We start from the raw sequence: 18,303 nt of genomic DNA, 5'->3' as shown, positions 1-18,303 counted from the left end.
GGATCCGCCGGAACGCTCCTTCAGAACGCGAGTTCTCCTTCAAGACGAGCGGATACCTCAGCGTGCCGGCAGCAGCGCCCCGTCGAGGAAGCCCGCGAGCTCGTCCACCGCGTCCAACGGCAGGATCGCCGCCACGTACTGGTCGGGCCGCACGACGACCACCACGCCGTCGCGCGAGAGCTCGCGCGCGGCGAAGATGTCGGTCTCGGTCCACTTGCTGGGGCCCGCCGCATAGACCTTCTCCCAGTCGGTGAGCCCGAGCGGACCGGTCTTCGGCTGGAACAGCGCCGGCGCCGACGTGACCTCGACCTCCTCGAAAGGCTGCTGGTACACGGCCTTCACGTCGAACACGGCGTCGACGTCGGCATCCGCCGGGGTGAAGCGGGCGAACAGGGGCTCGGCTTCGGCGGCCCAGGCCGCGAGAGCCTCACCGGTGCGGTCGCCGAAGGCGTACACGCGCCAGCGGCCGTCCGCCTTCGCGTGGTGTCCGAGGTGGGTGACGTTGCCGTCGCCCACGCGCATGACCTCGGCCGACTTGAAGCGCTTGCCGAGGGGGTAGCCGACGGCGAGAGCCTGGTGCGCGTCGCTGCCGGTGATCATCGACGAGGTGTACTGCGTCATGAAGCCCGATGGGAACTCGGCGGTGGCGAGATAGTAGGTCGCGAGGTCGTCGGGGTCGGAGATCTCCTCGGGCTTGCGTGCCATGAGGCTCGACCACTCGCGGTCGAAGTCGATGAGCTGCTGCGCCACCGGACGCCGCTCGGCACCGTACGTCGCGAGGAGCGCCTCGGGAGCGCGGCCGGTGAGCACCGAGCCGAGCTTCCAGCCGAGGTTGAAGCCGTCCTGCATCGAGACGTTCATGCCCTGGCCGGCCTTGGCGCTGTGCGTGTGGCAGGCGTCGCCGGTGAGGAACACGCGCGGTGTACGCCCCGACTCGTCGATCACGTCGTCGAACCCGTCGGTGACGCGGTGGCCGACCTCGTAGACGCTGTGCCAGGCGACCTCGCGCACATCGAGCGTGTACGGGTGGAGGATCTCGTTGGCACGACGGATGATCTCCTCGATCGGCGTCTGCCGCACGCGGTGGTCGTCGTCGGCTGCGACCTCGCCGAGGTCGATGTACATGCGCGAGAGGTAGCCGCCCTCGCGCGGGATGTGCAGGATGTTGCCCGCCTCGGAGTTGATGGCGCACTTGGTTCGCCAGTCCGGGAAGTCGGTGTTGACGAGCACGTCCATCACGCCCCACGCGTGTGCGGCGGAGGCGCCGACGTGGGTGCGCCCGATCGCCTGTCGCACGCCGCTACGGGCGCCGTCGCACCCGGCGACGAACTTGGTGCGGATGGTCCGCTCGTCCCCCGCGTGCTCCCCCGCAACGTAGCGGATGCGCACCTCGACCGGAAACTCGCCCTCGTCGTGAACGGTCAGGCCCACGAACTCGACCCCGTAGTCGGGGACGATCCGCGCCGGCCCGTTCGCCGCGGCCTCGGCGAAGTAGTCGAGGACGCGCGCCTGGTTGACGATCAGGTGCGGGAACTCGCAGACGTCGTAGGCGTAGTCGGCGGTGCGCGAGGTGCGGATGATCTCGCCGCGCTTGTCGGGGTTCGGGCCCCAGAAGTTCATCCAGCCGATGTTGTAGGCCTCGGCGACGATCCGTTCGGCGAAGCCGAACGCCTGGAAGGTCTCGACGCTGCGCGGCTGGATCCCGTCGGCCTGTCCCAGCGGGAGGCGGCCGTCGCGCTTCTCGATGATGCGGGTGGAGATGCCGGGGTACTGGGACATCTGGGCGGCGAGGAGCATCCCGGCAGGCCCGGAGCCGACGATCAGCACATCGATCTCATCGGGGAGGTCGCTCGGTCGGTCGAGCCCGACGCCGGCGGCGTCCTGCACGCGCGGGTCAGCGGAGACGTAGCCGTGGTGGTGGAACTGCATCGTCGTCGATTCCTTCCGGACTTCTTCGTCGGTCCTGTGCTTCGGGTCTTGCGCTCAGCAGATCCGTGTTCTATATTCGAACACACTGTTCTACTATTGAACACAGCGTAAACCGCCACGTTGACGATCGCAAGGAGGAGCGCACGCATGCCCGAGAGCCCGAGCGCCTCTCCCGCCTCGCAGACGCTGAGTCGCGGCATCCGCATCCTCGAAGTCCTCGCCGACGCGCGCGGCGCCCTCACGATCGACGAGATCGCGAGCCGCCTCGGCGTGCATCGCTCCATCGCCTATCGCCTGCTGCGCACGCTCGAAGACCACGGGCTCGTCACGCGGGACTCGGCGGGGGCGGTGAGTCTCGGCGCTCGCATGGCGGCCCTCGCGGCCGGAGTCGCGCACGACCTGCAGGCCGAGGCGCTCCCCGAGCTCACCGCGATCGCGAACGAACTCGGGATGACGTGTTTCCTCGCCGTGCTCGACGGCGCCGAGTGCATCACCCTGGCCAGCGTCGAACCGCGGCACGCGGTCGCGAGCGTCGCCCAGCGTCCTGGCGCGCGGCACCCCGTCACGGTCGGTGCGCCCGGCAAGGCGATCCTCGCCCGGCTGCCCGTGGGTGAGTGGCCCGCCGACGCGCCCACGTCGCTGTCCGCCGACGTCGAGGCGACCAGGGTCCGCGGTTACGCCACCAGCCACGACGAGGTCATCCCCACGGTGCAGTCCGTGGCCGTGCCCTTGGTCCTTCGGAGCCAGCGCCTGGCGGCGATCGCGGTGGTGCATGTCGCGACGGATCTCGACGACGCCCAGATCGCCGCCCGCCTGCACCGCTCGGCGGCCGTCATCCGCGAGGCCCTCGACGGCTGACCCTTCCCCGCACGCCTCGCTCGATCCCCCGACCGCCGAACGCTCCCGACGCATTTTCTGTCGGTCCCCGCAACGGGGAGCGACAGGAAGTGCGACGGGAGCGAGGTCAGCGCGCGGAAGGAGTCAGACCTTCGCGAAGCCGCGGATCGGGCTGACCGACTGCTCTTCCTCGTGGTCCGGTCCGAGCGGGATGCCCGAGCGGTCGCGCAGCAGGAGCGTGGCGATCAGGCCGAGCACCGTCATCCCGGCGAGGTACCAGGTGACCGCGTCGGTCGAGCCCGTGGCACTCACGATGGCCGTGGCGATCGTCGGCGCGAAGGCCCCACCCGCGATGGCACCGATCGCATACGAGATCGAGACTCCCGAGAACCGGATGCTGGCGGGGAACAGCTCGGCGTAGAGCGCCGCCTGCGGGCCGTAGGTGAAGCCGAGGCCGATGGTCAGGATCGCAAGCCCGGCGAACAGCAGGCCGATCTCGCCCGTGTTCACCAGTGGGAACAGCGTGAACACTCCGACGAGCTGCATGACCCAGCCGATGATGTAGGTCGTTCGGCGACCGATCCGGTCCGAGATCCACCCGGCGAGCAGCGTCGTGAGCAGCCAGGTGACCGCGGAACCGGCGACCGCCCAGAGCACCGGACCGCGCTCGAGGCCGATCGGCCCCTCGGGGTTGGTGGCATAGCCCTGGATGTATCCGCCGGTTGTCATGTACCCGACCGCGTTGTTGCCGGCGAAGACGAACGCGGCGACGATCACGAGCAGCAGGTGCTTGCGGAAGAGCTGCGCGATCGGCATCCGCGCCTTCTCCTTGCGCTCGGCGAGCTCTGTGAAGACCGGGCTCTCCTCCACCTTGCGCCGCACGTAGTAGCCGATGAGGATCAGCACCACGCTGAGGAGGAACGGCACACGCCAGCCCCAGGCGGCGAACTGCTCGCCGGGAGCCACCACGGTCATCAGCGCCATCACCCCAGACGCGAGCAGCAGTCCGAGGGGCACACCGATCTGCGGCGAGGCGCCGAAGATGCCGCGCTTCTTGCGCGGAGCGTGCTCGACCGCCATCAGCACGGCACCGCCCCACTCGCCACCGGCCGAGATGCCCTGGACGATGCGCAGGAGCACCAGCAGGATCGGAGCCATGATGCCGATCGTCTCGTACGTGGGCAGCAGGCCGATCAGTGCGGTCGCCGCCCCCATCAGGATCAGCGTCCACATCAGCACGGCCTTGCGTCCGAGCTTGTCGCCGTAGTGACCGGCGAGGAAGGCGCCGAGCGGGCGGAACAGGAAGCTCACGCCGACCGTGGCGAAGCCGACGAGCGCGCTGTTCGCACCGAGCGGCTCGAAGAACAGCTGCCCGAACACGAGCCCGACCGCCGTGGCGTAGATGAAGAAGTCGTACCACTCGACCGTGGTGCCGACGACGGTGGCGAAGACGACGCGGCGCCGGTCTGCCGCTGTCGCGATGGTTCCGGTGGGCGTGAACCCACCCTGTGACTGCCCGCTCATGGGGTGTCTCCTTTGGTTGTGACCGCATTGTCACGGCGTGCAGCGGATGCGGATCCGGAGTGCTTGCCGAGGGGTGAACCGATGATATATGATTTCGAATACGACGCACAAGGCGTCCTGCACGACAACGCAGACGAGCGCGAGGAGGCGCCCCGTGACGGATACCATCGACCGCCCCGGCAAGATCATCGCGATTCATCTGAGCTATGCGTCCCGCGCCGATCAGCGCGGCAGGCGCCCCGCTTCCCCCTCCTACTTCTTCAAGCCGGCCAGTTCCGTCGGCGTCTCCGGCGGCACGGTCGAGCGACCGGCCGGCACCGAGCTGCTCGCCTTCGAAGGTGAGATCGCGCTCGTGATCGGCACCACCGCCCGTCGTGTCTCGCTCGACGAGGCCTGGGCCCACGTGGGGTGGGTCACCGCCTCGAACGACCTCGGCCTGTACGACCTGCGCGCGAACGACAAGGGCTCCAACGTCCGCTCCAAGGGCGGCGACGGTTACACGCCTCTCGGCCCCGACCTGATCGATGCCCGCACGGTCGACCCGGCAGCCCTTCGCGTCCGCGCCTGGGTCAACGGCGAGCTCCGCCAGGACGACACCACGGCCGGGCTCATCTTCCCCCTCGCGCAGCTCGTCGCCGACCTGTCCCAGCACTTCACGCTCGAACCGGGCGATGTCATCCTCACGGGCACCCCCGCCGGCTCCTCCGTCATCGTCCCCGGCGATGTCGTCGAGGTCGAGGTGGACGCACCCGAGGCCCCCGGAGCCCCGACATCCGGCCGTCTGGTGACGACCGTGACCCAGGGCGACGTTCCGTTCGACGGCGACCTCGGTTCGCTCCCCGCCGTCGACGACCTGCAGCGCACCGAGGCCTGGGGCTCGGCCGAGGCCGCCGGGCTCGCGCCCACCACCGGTGAGGGGTCGCAGAATGCCGCGCGCACCCCTGCCGACGCGGCGATTCCTGGCCCCTCGCGCCTCTCGCCCGAGCTGCGCGCCCAGCTGCTCGAAGCTCCGACGGCCGGACTCTCCGCACAGCTTCGCAAGCGCGGACACCACTCCTGCTTCATCGATGGCGTCTCCGTCAACATCCCCGGGCAGAAGATCGTCGGCACCGCGAAGACCCTGCGGTTCGTGCCGTTCCGCGAAGACCTCTTCGCCACGCACGGGGGCGGCTACAACGCCCAGAAGCGCGCATTCGACGCGGTGGAAGACGGCGAGATCATCGTCATCGAAGCCCGAGGCGACGCCACGACCGGAACCCTCGGCGACATCCTCGCCCTCCGCGCGAAGGCCCGTGGTGCTGCCGGCGTCGTGACCGACGGCGGGGTCCGCGACTTCGACGCGGTCGCCGAGATCGGCCTCCCCGTGTTCTCGCAGGGCGGGCACCCCTCGGTCCTCGGCCGCAAGCACGTGCCGTGGGACGTGGATGTCACGATCTCCTGCGGCGGGGCGACCGTGCAGCCCGGCGACATCATCGTCGGCGACGGCGACGGCGTGATCGTCATCCCGCCGTCCCTGGCCGCCGAGGTCGCGGCGAGCGCCGTCGCGCAGGAGATCGAAGACGCCTGGATCGCCGAGCAGGTCGCCGCCGGCCACTCCGTCGACGGCCTGTTCCCACTCGACGCCGAGTGGCGAGCCCGCTATGAGGAGGCCACAGCCCGCCGGAGCGAACGATGACGGCGACGACCACGACGACGGCGGCCAGCAAGTCCGAGGTCGCGTACGAGTGGATCCGGTCGCGCATCACGGGACACATGTTCAGTCCCGGCTACCGCCTGGTGCTGGGTTCCATCGCCGAAGACCTCAAGATGAGCGTCGTCCCCGTGCGCGAGGCGATCCGCCGTCTCGAAGCCGAGGGCCTCGTGACGTTCGAGCGCAACGTCGGAGCACGGGTGACGCTCGTCGACGAGAGCGAATACGCGCACACCATGCAGACGCTCGGCCTCGTCGAGGGCTGCGCCACCGCGCTCTCCGCTCCCCTGCTCGACGAGGCTGCCCTCGACGAGGCCGCCCGCATCAACGAGCGGATGGCGCAGATGCTCGACCACCTCGACGCCCACGCCTTCACCGAGCTCAACCGCCAGTTCCATTCGGTGCTGTTCGAGCCGTGCCCCAACCCGCACCTGCTCGACCTCGTGCACCGCGGCTGGTCGCGGCTCTCCGGCATCCGCGACACGACGTTCTCATCGATCCCCGGACGCGCCCAGCACTCGGTCGAAGAGCACACCGAGATCCTCGAACTCATCCGTGCGGGCGCAGACCCGCTCGAGATCGAACTCGCCGCCCGCAACCACCGCTGGCGCACGATGGACGCGTTCCTCGACGCGCTGCACACCCGTTCCGCCCAGACGACTTCCGCCCAGACGACCGGAGAAGACTCATGACCGATTCGCGCATCCCCGCCGACCTCCCCGACCACATCCAGCACTACATCGACGGCGCGTTCGTCGATTCCGTCGACGGCGACACGTTCGACGTGCTCGACCCGGTCACCAACCAGACCTACACGACGGCCGCCGCAGGCAAGAAGGCCGACATCGAGCTCGCCGTCGCCGCCGCCACGCGCGCGTTCAAAGAGGGCCCATGGCCTCGGATGCTCCCGCGAGAGCGGTCTCGCGTGCTGCACCGCGTCGCCGACATCGTCGAGTCCCGCGACGCCCGCCTCGCCGAGCTCGAGTCCTACGACTCCGGACTCCCGATCACGCAGGCGCTGGGCCAGGCCCGCCGCGCCGCCGAGAACTTCCGCTTCTTCGCCGACCTGATCGTCGCGCAGTCCGATGATGCCTTCAAGGTGCCGGGCCGCCAGATGAACTACGTCAACCGCAAGCCGATCGGCGTCGCAGGGCTCATCACGCCGTGGAACACGCCGTTCATGCTCGAGTCCTGGAAGCTCGGTCCCGCGCTCGCGACCGGCAACACGGTCGTGCTCAAGCCCGCCGAGTTCACGCCGCTCTCGGCATCCCTCTGGGCCGGCATCTTCGAAGAGGCCGGGTTGCCTCAGGGCGTCTTCAACCTCGTGAACGGCCTCGGCGAAGACGCGGGCGACGCGCTCGTGAAGCACCCGGACGTGCCGCTGATCTCGTTCACGGGCGAGAGCTCGACCGGGCAGCTCATCTTCGGCAACGCCGCACCCTTCCTCAAGGGCCTGTCCATGGAGCTCGGCGGCAAGTCCCCCGCGGTCGTCTTCGCCGACGCCGACCTCGAGGCCGCGGTCGACGCGACGATCTTCGGCGTCTTCTCCCTCAACGGCGAGCGCTGCACCGCCGGCTCCCGCATCCTCGTCGAGCGCTCGATCTACGAGGAGTTCGTCGAGCGCTACGCCGCGCAGGCGAAGAGGGTCAAGGTCGGCTACCCGCACGACCCGGCCACCGAGGTCGGCGCGCTCGTGCATCCCGAGCACTACGAGAAGGTCATGAGCTACGTCGAGATCGGCAAGACCGAGGGGCGCCTGGTCGCCGGCGGCGGTCGTCCGGAGGGCTTCGAGGAGGGCAACTTCGTCGCGCCGACCGTGTTCGCCGACGTCTCCCCCGATGCCCGGATCTTCCAGGAGGAGATCTTCGGCCCGGTCGTCGCGATCACGCCGTTCGACTCCGACGAGGAGGCGCTGTCGCTGGCGAACAACACCAAGTACGGGCTCGCCGCGTACATCTGGACGAACGACCTCAAGCGCGCGCACAACTTCGCGCAGTCGGTCGAGGCCGGCATGGTGTGGCTGAACAGCAACAACGTGCGCGACCTCCGCACCCCGTTCGGCGGCGTGAAGGCCTCGGGTCTCGGTCATGAGGGCGGCTACCGCTCGATCGACTTCTACACCGACCAGCAGAGCGTGCACATCACGCTAGGCCCCGCCCACAATCCGACCTTCGGCAAGAACTGACCACACTGTCTCGTTCCGGTCGCACTTTCTGTCGCCTCGCCGGCGCGAAGGCGACAGAAAGTGCGACCGGAACCCTCACGCAAGGACGCTGACATGACACACCGCGAAGACATGACCCTGACCTCCTCCGGCTTCTACGTCTCCCAGGAGGCGCCGATCCGCTCCGAGAACCCCGTAGCGACGCCGAAGAGCACGCCACCGGACATCCTCCGCTGCGCGTACATGGAGCTCGTGGTCACCGACCTGGCGGCGTCGCGTCAGTTCTACGTCGACATCCTGGGTCTGTACGTGACCGAAGAGGACGACGAGGCGATCTACCTGCGCTCGACCGAGGAGTTCATCCATCACAACCTGGTGCTCCGCAAGGGATCCCTTGCCGCGGTCGCCGCGTTCTCGTACCGGGTCCGCACGCCCGAAGACCTCGACCGCGCCGTCGAGTTCTACACGGAGCTCGGCTGCGACGTGCGCCGGAACGAGAACGGCTTCGTCAAGGGCATCGGCGACTCCGTCCGCGTGGTCGATCCGCTCGGCTTCCCGTACGAGTACTTCTACGCCACCGAGCACGTCGAGCGGATGTCGTGGCGCTACGACCTGCACATCCCGGGCGAGCTGGTGCGCCTCGACCACTTCAACCAGGTCACCCCCGATGTGCCGCGCGCCGTGGGGTTCATGCAGGATCTCGGTTTCCGCGTCACGGAAGACATCCAGGACGAGGAAGGCACCGTCTACGCCGCCTGGATGCGCCGCAAGCCCACCGTGCACGACACGGCCATGACCGGCGGCGACGGCCCCCGCATGCACCACGTGTGCTTCGCCACGCATGAGAAGCACAACATCCTCGCGATCTGCGACAAGCTCGGCGCGCTCCGCCGCTCCGACTCCATCGAGCGCGGTCCCGGCCGTCACGGCGTCTCGAACGCGTTCTACCTGTACCTGCGCGACCCCGACGGCCACCGGGTCGAGGTGTACACGCAGGACTACTACACCGGCGACCCCGACAACCCGGTCGTCACGTGGGACGTGCACGACAACCAGCGCCGCGACTGGTGGGGGAACCCCGTCGTCCCCTCGTGGTACACGGATGCCTCGCTCGTGCTCGACCTCGACGGCAACCCGCAGCCCGTCGTCGCGCGCACCGACTCGAGCGAGATGGCCGTCACCATCGGCGCCGACGGATTCTCGTACACCCGTTCCGAGGACGACAAGGATATGCCCGAGTACAAGCAGGGCGAGTACAAGCTCGGCCACCAGCTCTAGGAGGCACGGATGCTGTCAGACGAGACGATCTCGGCGATCGCGGCGGAGCTCGCCGAAGCCGACCGCACGCACAGCGTGATCCCGCGCATCACCGCTCGGTACCCGGAGGCGACCGTCGAGGACTCCTACGCGATCCAGGGGGTCTGGCGCGACCAGAACCTCGCGGCGGGTCGCCGTCTCGTCGGGCGCAAGATCGGCCTGACGTCCAGGGCGATGCAGCAGGCCACGGGCATCACCGAACCGGACTACGGCGTGATGTTCGATGACACCGTGTACGAATCCGGCGCCGAGATCCCGGTCGACCACTTCTCGAACGTGCGCATCGAGGTCGAGCTGGCGTTCGTCCTGAAGCACCCGTTGGAGGGGCCGGACTGCACGCTCGACGACGCCCTCGCGGCGATCGACTACGCGGTCCCTGCCCTCGAGGTGCTCAACTCCCACATCGAGCTCGAGGGGCGCACGATCGTCGACACGATCAGCGACAACGCCGCCTACGGTGCGATGGTCCTCGGCACGGAGCATCGACGGCCGGACGAGATCGATCTGCGCTGGGTGCCGGGCGTCCTGTCCCGCAACGGCGAGATCGAGGAGACCGGCGTCGCCGCCGGAGTCCTGGGCCACCCGGCCACCGGCGTGGCCTGGCTCGCGAACAAGTTCCATCAGCACGGCGCGCGTCTCGAAGCCGGGGAGATCATCCTGGCAGGATCGTTCACGCGCCCGATGTGGGTGTCGCGTGGCGATGAAGTGCTGTGCGATTACGGACCGATGGGAACAATTGCATGCCGCTTCGTCTAGCCCCTTCGTTCCGCGAGCAGCTCGCGGACTCCGATCACCCGTTCGTGGGCATGTGGGTCTGCTCCGGCAGCCCGATTCTCGCGGAGGTCGCTGCAGGGTCCGGGCTCGACTGGCTGCTGATCGACATGGAGCACTCGACGAACACGCTCGAGTCCGTGCTGCAGCAGCTGCAAGCCGTCGCCGCCTATCCGATCGCCCCGCTCGTGCGCGTGCCGTCGAATGACACGGTCGCGATCAAGCAGATCCTCGATCTCGGGGCACAGAACCTGATCGTGCCGATGGTCTCCTCCGCCGACGAGGCCCGCGCCGCCGTGGCCGCCACCCGCTACCCGCCGGAGGGCGTGCGCGGAGTGGGAAGCGCCCTCGCCCGGAGCGCCCGGTGGAACCGCGTCGATCGGTACCTGCAGGAGTCCGCGCAGCATGTCTCGCTGACGGTGCAGATCGAGACGGCCGCAGGAGTCGAGGCCGCAGCCGACATCGCCGCGGTCGACGGCGTGGATGCCGTCTTCGTCGGGCCGTCCGACCTCTCCGCATCGATGGGGCTCCTGGGGCAGCAGACCCATCCCGACGTGACGGCGGCCGTCGAGAAGGTGTTCGCGGCGGTCAAGGCCGCAGGCAAGGCCGTCGGCGTGAACGCGTTCGACCCTGTCGCCGCCGACGCCTACCTCGCCGCGGGCGCGGACTTCGTGGCGGTGGGAGCCGACGTCGCCCTGCTCGCCCGAGCATCCGAGGCACTGGCCGCCCGCTTCATCGCCGCGGACGGGGCGGCGCGCGCGAGCTACTGAACCGTTCGAATCGCGCGAACGGTTCGATACGGGTCTCCGCACCGACCATTCGCGCGATTCGAGCACCCGGCGCATCCCCCTGAGCTAGCGGATTCATAGCATTTCCGGCGAGACTGTCGGCATGACCTTCGCCGCTCTCCAGCCCCTCGCCGACCGTGCCGCCCTCTTCGTCGCACTCCGACAGGACGCCCTCGCCGCTGCCGCCGATGCCCTCGGCGAGCACCGCTGGGACGCGGACATGGCTGCGGGCACGCTCACCTTCACGGCGAACGACGACCCCTCGCGGCAGCTCGTCACCCGCGCACACCTGATCGCGACGATCGCGCCGGGCCCCCGTTCGCTGCTGTGGGCCTGGGCGCACCCCAGCGGCGACCCGCAGGGTGTCGCCGCTCAGCTGCACGCATACGGCACCGAGCACGGGATCGCGGAGTTGACGACCTCGGAGGTGCCGTTCCCCGAAGGAGCCGGTGACGACGAGTGGATCGCGCAGGCAGCTCACACGATCGGCGGGGTGGCCGTCGAGCTGACCGGACGCTCACCGTACTACTCCGCCCCCGTCGGCAACGGCACCCGCGCGGTGTTCCTGCTCGATGCGCCGCTCGCACCGCTCACCGTCGCCGATGCGGTCGTCGCCCTCCCGCGGGTACTCGCCGGCGCAGACCTGCCCGACGCACGCACCGCCGTCTGGGATCTCGCGCGGCTCGCGGGCTGGACGCTGACCTGGACGGATGAGGCCTTCTCCGGCGCATCCGTGTCGGACTCCTCCGGAACCGCCACGTTCCGGTTCGATGAGCAGGCCCGCATCAGCGGCATCGAGAGCACGCTGCACGCGCAGGGCTGACCACTCGCGGCGGCCGCGCGACCTGGCCGCGCGACCGTGATCTGTGGGATTCTTGGTCGCATGAAGAACGGAATCGTCCGGTTCGTCGCACTCTACGTGTTCAACGTCGCAGTGCTGCTCCTGATTGGCCTGCTGCTGCCCGGCGTCTCCGTCGGATGGAACGCGCTGTGGGCCTCGGTGATCCTGACCCTCGCCGCCCTGTTCGTGAAGCCGCTGCTCGCCGGAGCCTTCCGCCGGTCCGCCGCGAAGTCTGCGGGCGAACGCACCAAGACCGGGGAGAAGATCGTCCAGTACGTCCTCGTCTACCTGGTCGAGCTCATCATCTGGGTGCTCACGGTGTGGTTCAGCGGTGTGCGCGCCTCGGGCTTGTGGGCGTTCATACTGCCGCCGCTGGCGCTGCTGTTCGGCTGGATGATCTACGACCAGATCGACGACCGGATGCGGGCCAAGACCGCGGAGATCTACGACTCCGTCCAGGCGCGGGTGAAGGGCGGGCGCTCGAAGTCCGCGCCCGCGGCGACCTCCACGACCACCATCGCACCGGAGTCCCCCGAGACGAGCGCGGCCCGCGACGAGCTGCGTGACGGTCTCACACCCGAACAGCGCCGGATGCTCGACGAGCTCGGCTGAACCGCCTCACACCCGCAGACATGGCGCAGCGTGTCACACGGCCCGCTCGGCCGCCTCGACGACGTTCGTCATGAGCAGGGCGACGGTCATCGGACCGACACCTCCGGGGTTCGGTGAGATGTAGCCCGCGACATCCGCGACTCCGGGCGCGACGTCGCCGAACACCAGGCTCTTGCCGGTCTCCGGATCGCTCTCGCGGGTGACGCCCACATCGAGCACAGCGGCACCCGGCTTGACGTCCTCGGCGCGGATCAGGTGCTTCACACCGGCGGCGGCGACGATCACGTCGGCCTCCCGCAGGTACCGCGGCATGTCGACGGTGCCGGTGTGGGTGAGCGTGACCGTGGCGTTGAGGTCGCGGCGGGTGAGCAGCAGCCCGATGGAGCGGCCGATCGTCACTCCGCGGCCGACGACCACCACGTGCTTGCCCTTGAGGTCGTAGTCGTTGCGCAGCAGCAGCTCGATCACACCCCGCGGCGTGCAGGGCAGCGGCGTGTGGATCGGACCGTTGACGTTCAGCACGAGCCGCCCGAGGTTGGTCGGGTGCAGTCCGTCGGCATCCTTCGCCGGATCGATCCGCTCGAGGATGGCGTCGGTGTCGAGGTGCTTCGGCAGCGGCAGCTGCACTATGTAGCCGTGGCACGCGGGGTCGGCGTTGAGCTCGTCGATCAGTGCCTCGACCTCGGCCTGAGTGGCATCCGCCGGCAGCTCGCGCTGGATCGAGTTCATCCCGATCGCCCCGGACTGCCGATGCTTCATGCCCACGTACAGCTGCGATGCCGGGTCTGCGCCCACGAGCACCGTCGCGATGCCGGGCGTGATGCCCCGCTCCTTCAGCGCGGCGACGCGCTCGGTGAGTTCAGCACGGATCGCGGCTGACGCCGCCTTCCCGTCCAGGATCTTCGCCGTCATGTGTTCTTCCTTACCTCGTGCGTCCAAGTCGTGCGTCGTCACATCCCCCGCCGTCGCCGCCGAGTGCACGGCGTCTCGTCGAGTGCACGGCCCGTTCACGTCGACAGGCCGTGCACTCGGTAGCATCCCGTGCACTCGGCAGCATCCGTGCACTCGCGAGTGCGGAGAGCGGGGTGCGGGGCTACTGCTGCAGGTCGGGGTACAGCGGGAAGGAGGCGGCGAGAGCGTCGACGCGGGCGCGCAGCGCCTCGACATCGGCACCGGGGAGCAGCGCGAGGGCGATGATGTCGGCGACCTCGGTGAACTCGGCGTCGCCGAAGCCGCGGGTCGCGAGTGCCGGCGTGCCGATGCGCAGACCCGAGGTCACCATCGGCGGGCGCGGGTCGTTCGGAACGGCGTTGCGGTTCACGGTGATGTGGATGTCGTGCAGCAGGTCTTCTGCCTGCTTGCCGTCGATCTCGGCATCGCGCAGGTCGACCAGGACCAAGTGCACGTCGGTGCCGCCGGAGCGCACCGCGATGCCGGCATCCTTCACGTCCTGCTGCGACAGGCGCTCGGCGATGAGCTTGGCACCGCGCAGCACGCGCTCCTGACGCTCCTTGAACTCCGGGGTACCGGCGAGCTTGAACGCGGTCGCCTTGGCGGCGATCACGTGCATGAGCGGGCCGCCCTGCTGCCCGGGGAAGACCGCGGTGTTGATCTTCTTGGCGAGCTCGGCGTCGTTCGTGAGGATGAAGCCGGAGCGCGGGCCGCCGATCGTCTTGTGCACGGTCGAGGAGACGACGTGCGCGTGAGGAACCGGGTTCGGGTGCAGGCCCGCCGCGACCAGACCGGCGAAGTGCGCCATGTCGACCCAGAGGAGTGCGCCGACCTCATCGGCGATCTCGCGGAAGGCCGCGAAGTCCATGGTGCGCGGGTAGGCCGACCAGCCGGCGATGATGACCTTGGGCTTGTGCTCGATCGCGAGGCGACGGACCTCGGCCATGTCGATGGTCGAGGTCTCGGGGTCGACGCCGTACGCGACGATGTCGTAGAGCCGGCCAGAGAAGTTGATCTTCATGCCGTGCGTGAGGTGCCCGCCCTGGTCGAGCGAAAGGCCGAGCAGGGTGTCGCCGGGGCGCGCGATCGCGTGCAGGACAGCCGCGTTCGCCGATGCACCGGAGTGCGGCTGCACGTTCGCGAACTCGGCGCCGAACAGGCTCTTCGCCCGCTCGATCGCGAGGGACTCCGCCACGTCGACCTCTTCGCAGCCACCGTAGTAGCGGCGACCGGGATAGCCCTCGGCGTACTTGTTCGTGAGCACGGAGCCCTGCGACTGCAGCACCGAGACGGGAACGAAGTTCTCCGAGGCGATCATCTCGAGGAAGGTCTGCTGACGCTTCAGCTCGCGATCGAGGACCTCGGCGATCTCCGGGTCGACCTCGGCGAGCGGGGCGTTGAAGTAACGGTCGGTCATGGTGACATGCTCCTTTGACGACGGATTCGAAAGGGGTGTTCCAATCGGCCCAGGCGCGCGGTCGAATTCCGTGGTCAGTCGCTCCCCGGTGGTAGTCCACCCAGACGCCAGTCGCGACGGTTACGAGCATAGCCGATGCCGGAGGCGCTGCACCCCGGTGTTTCGAGTCACTGCAGAATCGATTCGATTCGCCCATTCCACTCGACCGCGCTGACCGGTACGTTTTGTTCATGGTCCTTCCTCATCCTCTTCCGCTCGTGCCCACGCCCGTGTCCGCCACCGCACGAGAAGGACGGATGCCGGTCACCGCGACGACGCGTGTGCTCGGCTCCTCCCCCGCCGCCGCCCAGCTGATCGCCGCGGTCGAGCGCCGCACCGGCATCCGTCTTTCCGTCGCCGACGAGTCCCCCGCCGAGATCGAGCTCTTCGTCGACCCGAACTCGTCGGCGCCGGAGGGTTACACGCTCGAGATCGGCGATCGTGCGGTCATCGTCGGCGCAGATGAGGCCGGACTGTTCTACGGCGTGCAGACACTGCTGCAGCTGCTCCAGCAGGACGACTCCGGCTGGGCGCTCCTCGGAGCCGACGTCGCGGACTCCCCGCGCTTCGCCCGACGCGGCGTCATGCTCGACGTGGCACGGCACTTCTTCGGCGTCGACGACGTCAAGAAGTTCATCGACAGCACGAGTGCGCTCAAGCTCAATCATCTGCACCTGCACCTCAGCGACGATCAGGGGTGGCGCGTGCACATCGACTCCTGGCCGCGGCTCACCGAGCTGTCCGCCGGCACGTCGGCCAACGGCGACCCCGGCGGCTTCTACACGAAGGACGACTACCGCGAGATCGTCGCGTACGCCGCCTCGCGCCACATGATCGTGATCCCCGAGATCGACCTCCCCGGTCACACGCACGCGATCGGCGTCGCCTACCCGGAGCTCGTCGAGGAGCCCGTCATGAACGACAACCTCATCGCGGATTCGGAACGCCTCGGCCAGGCTCTGCCGGTCGCAGGCGAGAGCTACCTGGGCTGGGGGGTCGGACACTCCAGCGTGCGCATCCATGAGGAGCGCACGTACGACTTCGTGCGCGACGTCGTGCGCGAGCTGGCCGAGATGACCCCGGGTCCCTACATCCACATCGGCGGCGACGAGTCGCTCGGCACGCCGCAGGCCGATTTCGACCTGTTCGCCGAGCGCGCCACCGCGATCGTGGTCGAGGCCGGCAAGACGCCGATCGCGTGGCACGAGATGGGATCCGCGGCGAACATCGCCGAGGGAACGGTCGGGCAGTACTGGGGCAAGACGACCCCGGAGGGCACCCATGCCGAGGAGGCCGCGCACTTCGTCGAGCGCGGCGGCGCACTGATCATGTCCGCAGCGGATGTCACCTACCTCGACATGAAGTACACGGAGGACTTCCCTCTCGGCCTCACCTGGGCTGCGATCATCGATGTCCGCTCGGCCTACGAGTGGGAGCCGACCGCGGTCCTCGACGTGCCGGATGCCGCGATCCTCGGTGTCGAGGCGCCGCTGTGGTCCGAGACCACGCGCACATTCGCCGACGTCGAGCAGCTGGTCTTCCCCCGCGCAGCCGCCCAGGCAGAGGTGGCATGGTCGCCCCAGCACGGTCCCGAGCGCGTCTGGGAGTCCTTCCGCGTGCGGGTCGGAGCACTCGCACCGCTGTGGAAGGCTGAGGGGGTCGACTTCCACCCCACAGACGAGATCCCCTGGAGCGAACGTTGAGCACCCACTCCTCCGCGACCGGTTCGCTGGTCATCCATTCGGCCAGGATCATCGATCGCGGCGAGGTCACCGAAGACGGCTGGGTCCGCATCGAAGACGGCATCGTCACCGCTCGCGGCACCGGCACCGACTGGTCGCCCGCCGATGCGGTCGTCGATGCCGCGACGGATGCCGGCCCCGGCGCCCTGCTCACCCCGGGTTTCATCGACATCCACGGACACGGCGGTGCCGGTGCATCGTTCGACGACGGGGTGGAGGCGATTCGCACCGGGCGTGATCTGCACCGCGCGCACGGCACCACCCGAGCGGTGGTGTCGCTCGTGACGGCATCGATCGATGCGCTCGCGCGCAACGTCGCGACGATCGCGGACCTGACCGAGACCGACGCGGACATCCTCGGCTCGCACCTCGAAGGGCCTTTCCTCGACCCCGGTCACCACGGCGCGCACGAGCCCACGCTCCTGCGCCACCCGGTCGCATCCGACGTCGCGCGCCTGCTCGAAGCCGGCCGCGGCACGGTCCGCCAGGTGACGATCGCCCCCGAACTCCCCGGTGGACTGGATGCGATCCGGCAGATCGTGGCCGCCGGATCCGCGGCAGCCGTCGGTCACACCGATGCCGACGCGGCGATGGCCGTGGCCGCGTTCGAGGCCGGCGCGTCGATCCTCACCCATGCGTTCAATGCCATGCCCGGCATCCACCATCGCGCTCCCGGACCGGTGCTCGCCGCCGCGGCCGATCATCGGGTGGTGCTGGAGGCGATCGCCGACGACGTTCACCTGGACCCGCACGTCGTCAAGCTCGTCTTCGACTCCGCCCCGGGCCGCGTGGCTCTCATCACCGATGCCATGGCCGCGGCCGGAAGCGCGGATGGCCACTACGACCTCGGAGCGGTCGGTGTCACGGTCGAGAACGGCGTAGCCCGAGCGGATGACACCGGCTCGATCGCCGGTTCGACCCTCACTCAGGATGTGGCGCTGCGACGCGCAGTGGCCGCGGGCGTGGAGCTCACCGAGGCGGTGCGGGCTCTCACCGGGACGCCGGCGCGGGCGATCGGCCGCTCGGCCGAACTCGGCGGGCTTGCCATCGGCATGCTCGGAGATGCCGTGCTGCTGGATGCCGAGCTGCGCGTCGCACGAGTGTGGTCGGGACCACGGCTGCTCGCCTAGAGGCGGCAGAGCATCGCGCGACGCGCAACCCTGCGCTCTCCGGTCGTTCCTGTTCAGGGTGGGGGGCCGCCGTTCCCCAGATCGGCGGCCCCGTTTCCCCTCTCAGAGCCGGTGGCCGGGCTCTCCTCCCCCGAGGATCCCGACCGACCGCTGCCTGAATCCCGCCCCCCGGAGGGATTCGTACGGCTGTCTCTATGGGATGAGACGGCATCCCCACCGATTCATTACGCGACTCGTCGAAAATCTTCGAGAAGTTCTTCCGGTCCGAAGACCGACCCACGCGGGGAGACCGCCGGTCCCCAGATCGGCGGTCTCATTCCTCGTGTGCAGAGATGGGGGGCCGGGCTCTCCTCCCCCGAGGATCCCGACCCGCCCGACCGGTGCACATCCTTCGCACCAGCACCTGAACTCCGCCCCCCGGAGGAGTTCGTACGGCTGTCTCTATGGGATGAGACGGCGACCCCACGGGTTCATTACGCGACTTCCAGAAAAACTTCGAGAGACCGTGGATGCCCGAGCCGAGCCGGTGCGACCCGCGCCTGTCCAGAACC

General features: G+C 69.0%; 15 protein-coding genes and 1 riboswitch. Of the genes, 11 read left to right on the top strand and 4 right to left on the bottom strand.

Annotated elements, in window-relative coordinates:
• Positions 1 to 57: 57 nt before the first annotated feature.
• Positions 58 to 1,929, bottom strand: a complete 1,872-nt coding sequence (locus ACFC14_RS10870) for an FAD-dependent monooxygenase (protein WP_376104089.1) — start codon at positions 1,927 to 1,929, stop codon at positions 58 to 60.
• A 147-nt stretch (positions 1,930 to 2,076) separates the two neighbouring features.
• Here ACFC14_RS10870 and ACFC14_RS10865 point away from each other — a divergent pair, with 147 nt between their 5' ends.
• The gene (locus ACFC14_RS10865; RefSeq protein WP_376104086.1) at positions 2,077 to 2,787 is read left to right on the top strand and encodes an IclR family transcriptional regulator; all 711 of its coding nucleotides are present in this window, start codon (positions 2,077 to 2,079) and stop codon (positions 2,785 to 2,787) included.
• 123 nt (positions 2,788 to 2,910) lie between these two features.
• On the opposite strand, the gene ACFC14_RS10860 is transcribed toward ACFC14_RS10865, so the two are convergent.
• Positions 2,911 to 4,290, bottom strand: coding sequence for an MFS transporter (locus ACFC14_RS10860; protein ID WP_376104084.1), 1,380 nt, complete (start codon positions 4,288 to 4,290; stop codon positions 2,911 to 2,913).
• An 88-nt stretch (positions 4,291 to 4,378) separates the two neighbouring features.
• Here ACFC14_RS10860 and ACFC14_RS10855 point away from each other — a divergent pair, with 88 nt between their 5' ends.
• The 8 genes from ACFC14_RS10855 to ACFC14_RS10820 all read left to right on the top strand — a co-directional run bounded on the left by ACFC14_RS10855 (position 4,379) and on the right by ACFC14_RS10820 (position 12,473).
• Complete coding sequence (locus tag ACFC14_RS10855; protein ID WP_376104081.1) at positions 4,379 to 5,965, top strand: fumarylacetoacetate hydrolase family protein; 1,587 nt, start codon at positions 4,379 to 4,381, stop codon at positions 5,963 to 5,965.
• Entirely contained in the window at positions 5,962 to 6,672 is a 711-nt protein-coding gene (locus ACFC14_RS10850; protein WP_376104077.1) for a GntR family transcriptional regulator, read from the top strand. Before ACFC14_RS10855 ends, ACFC14_RS10850 begins: the two co-directional genes overlap by 4 nt.
• Positions 6,669 to 8,165 (top strand): 5-carboxymethyl-2-hydroxymuconate semialdehyde dehydrogenase, encoded by a 1,497-nt coding sequence (hpaE, locus tag ACFC14_RS10845; RefSeq protein ID WP_376104074.1) that lies wholly within the window; start codon positions 6,669 to 6,671, stop codon positions 8,163 to 8,165. Before ACFC14_RS10850 ends, hpaE begins: the two co-directional genes overlap by 4 nt.
• Before the next feature lie 93 nt (positions 8,166 to 8,258).
• A complete protein-coding gene (hpaD, locus tag ACFC14_RS10840) occupies positions 8,259 to 9,422 on the top strand; it encodes a 3,4-dihydroxyphenylacetate 2,3-dioxygenase (protein ID WP_376104072.1) in 1,164 nt (387 codons plus the stop codon).
• Positions 9,423 to 9,431: 9 nt separating this feature from the next.
• Complete coding sequence (locus tag ACFC14_RS10835) at positions 9,432 to 10,217, top strand: fumarylacetoacetate hydrolase family protein (RefSeq protein ID WP_376104069.1); 786 nt, start codon at positions 9,432 to 9,434, stop codon at positions 10,215 to 10,217.
• Positions 10,202 to 11,002, top strand: coding sequence for an HpcH/HpaI aldolase/citrate lyase family protein (locus tag ACFC14_RS10830; RefSeq protein ID WP_376104066.1), 801 nt, complete (start codon positions 10,202 to 10,204; stop codon positions 11,000 to 11,002). The genes ACFC14_RS10835 and ACFC14_RS10830 overlap by 16 nt, the downstream gene beginning before the upstream one ends.
• A gap of 121 nt (positions 11,003 to 11,123) precedes the next feature.
• Positions 11,124 to 11,843, top strand: a complete 720-nt coding sequence (locus ACFC14_RS10825; protein WP_376104063.1) for a DUF6882 domain-containing protein — start codon at positions 11,124 to 11,126, stop codon at positions 11,841 to 11,843.
• A 60-nt stretch (positions 11,844 to 11,903) separates the two neighbouring features.
• Positions 11,904 to 12,473 carry a hypothetical protein gene (locus ACFC14_RS10820; RefSeq protein WP_376104060.1) on the top strand — a complete coding sequence of 190 codons (570 nt, stop codon included), beginning with the start codon at positions 11,904 to 11,906 and terminating at the stop codon, positions 12,471 to 12,473.
• A 33-nt stretch (positions 12,474 to 12,506) separates the two neighbouring features.
• Here the strand turns inward: ACFC14_RS10820 and ACFC14_RS10815 are convergent, their stop codons facing one another.
• Both ACFC14_RS10815 and glyA read right to left on the bottom strand, forming a co-directional pair.
• Complete coding sequence (locus tag ACFC14_RS10815) at positions 12,507 to 13,385, bottom strand: bifunctional methylenetetrahydrofolate dehydrogenase/methenyltetrahydrofolate cyclohydrolase (RefSeq protein ID WP_376104058.1); 879 nt, start codon at positions 13,383 to 13,385, stop codon at positions 12,507 to 12,509.
• A 181-nt stretch (positions 13,386 to 13,566) separates the two neighbouring features.
• Positions 13,567 to 14,841 (bottom strand): serine hydroxymethyltransferase, encoded by a 1,275-nt coding sequence (gene glyA, locus ACFC14_RS10810; protein WP_376104055.1) that lies wholly within the window; start codon positions 14,839 to 14,841, stop codon positions 13,567 to 13,569.
• 40 nt (positions 14,842 to 14,881) lie between these two features.
• A riboswitch (ZMP/ZTP riboswitch) is annotated at positions 14,882 to 14,966 on the bottom strand.
• Positions 14,967 to 15,071: 105 nt separating this feature from the next.
• Between glyA and ACFC14_RS10805 the strand changes: the two genes are divergently transcribed.
• Positions 15,072 to 16,583, top strand: coding sequence for a family 20 glycosylhydrolase (locus ACFC14_RS10805; protein WP_376104053.1), 1,512 nt, complete (start codon positions 15,072 to 15,074; stop codon positions 16,581 to 16,583).
• Complete coding sequence (locus ACFC14_RS10800; RefSeq protein WP_376104050.1) at positions 16,580 to 17,752, top strand: N-acetylglucosamine-6-phosphate deacetylase; 1,173 nt, start codon at positions 16,580 to 16,582, stop codon at positions 17,750 to 17,752. Before ACFC14_RS10805 ends, ACFC14_RS10800 begins: the two co-directional genes overlap by 4 nt.
• The last annotated feature ends 551 nt before the right edge of the window (positions 17,753 to 18,303 follow it).

The organism is Microbacterium sp. NPDC055988, assembly GCF_042269505.1.
GTDB lineage: Bacteria > Actinomycetota > Actinomycetes > Actinomycetales > Microbacteriaceae > Microbacterium.
Note: the sequence above shows the minus strand (reverse complement) of the source record. Positions and strands in the feature narration are given on the sequence as shown.

Coding starts and splice junctions, on each gene's coding strand:
- ACFC14_RS10870 (WP_376104089.1), bottom strand. CDS start 1,929: ATGCAGTTCCACCACCACGGCTACGTCTCCGCTGACCCGCGCGTGCAG.
- ACFC14_RS10865 (WP_376104086.1), top strand. CDS start 2,077: ATGCCCGAGAGCCCGAGCGCCTCTCCCGCCTCGCAGACGCTGAGTCGC.
- ACFC14_RS10860 (WP_376104084.1), bottom strand. CDS start 4,290: ATGAGCGGGCAGTCACAGGGTGGGTTCACGCCCACCGGAACCATCGCG.
- ACFC14_RS10855 (WP_376104081.1), top strand. CDS start 4,379: ATGATTTCGAATACGACGCACAAGGCGTCCTGCACGACAACGCAGACG.
- ACFC14_RS10850 (WP_376104077.1), top strand. CDS start 5,962: ATGACGGCGACGACCACGACGACGGCGGCCAGCAAGTCCGAGGTCGCG.
- hpaE (WP_376104074.1), top strand. CDS start 6,669: ATGACCGATTCGCGCATCCCCGCCGACCTCCCCGACCACATCCAGCAC.
- hpaD (WP_376104072.1), top strand. CDS start 8,259: ATGACACACCGCGAAGACATGACCCTGACCTCCTCCGGCTTCTACGTC.
- ACFC14_RS10835 (WP_376104069.1), top strand. CDS start 9,432: ATGCTGTCAGACGAGACGATCTCGGCGATCGCGGCGGAGCTCGCCGAA.
- ACFC14_RS10830 (WP_376104066.1), top strand. CDS start 10,202: ATGCCGCTTCGTCTAGCCCCTTCGTTCCGCGAGCAGCTCGCGGACTCC.
- ACFC14_RS10825 (WP_376104063.1), top strand. CDS start 11,124: ATGACCTTCGCCGCTCTCCAGCCCCTCGCCGACCGTGCCGCCCTCTTC.
- ACFC14_RS10820 (WP_376104060.1), top strand. CDS start 11,904: ATGAAGAACGGAATCGTCCGGTTCGTCGCACTCTACGTGTTCAACGTC.
- ACFC14_RS10815 (WP_376104058.1), bottom strand. CDS start 13,385: ATGACGGCGAAGATCCTGGACGGGAAGGCGGCGTCAGCCGCGATCCGT.
- glyA (WP_376104055.1), bottom strand. CDS start 14,841: ATGACCGACCGTTACTTCAACGCCCCGCTCGCCGAGGTCGACCCGGAG.
- ACFC14_RS10805 (WP_376104053.1), top strand. CDS start 15,072: ATGGTCCTTCCTCATCCTCTTCCGCTCGTGCCCACGCCCGTGTCCGCC.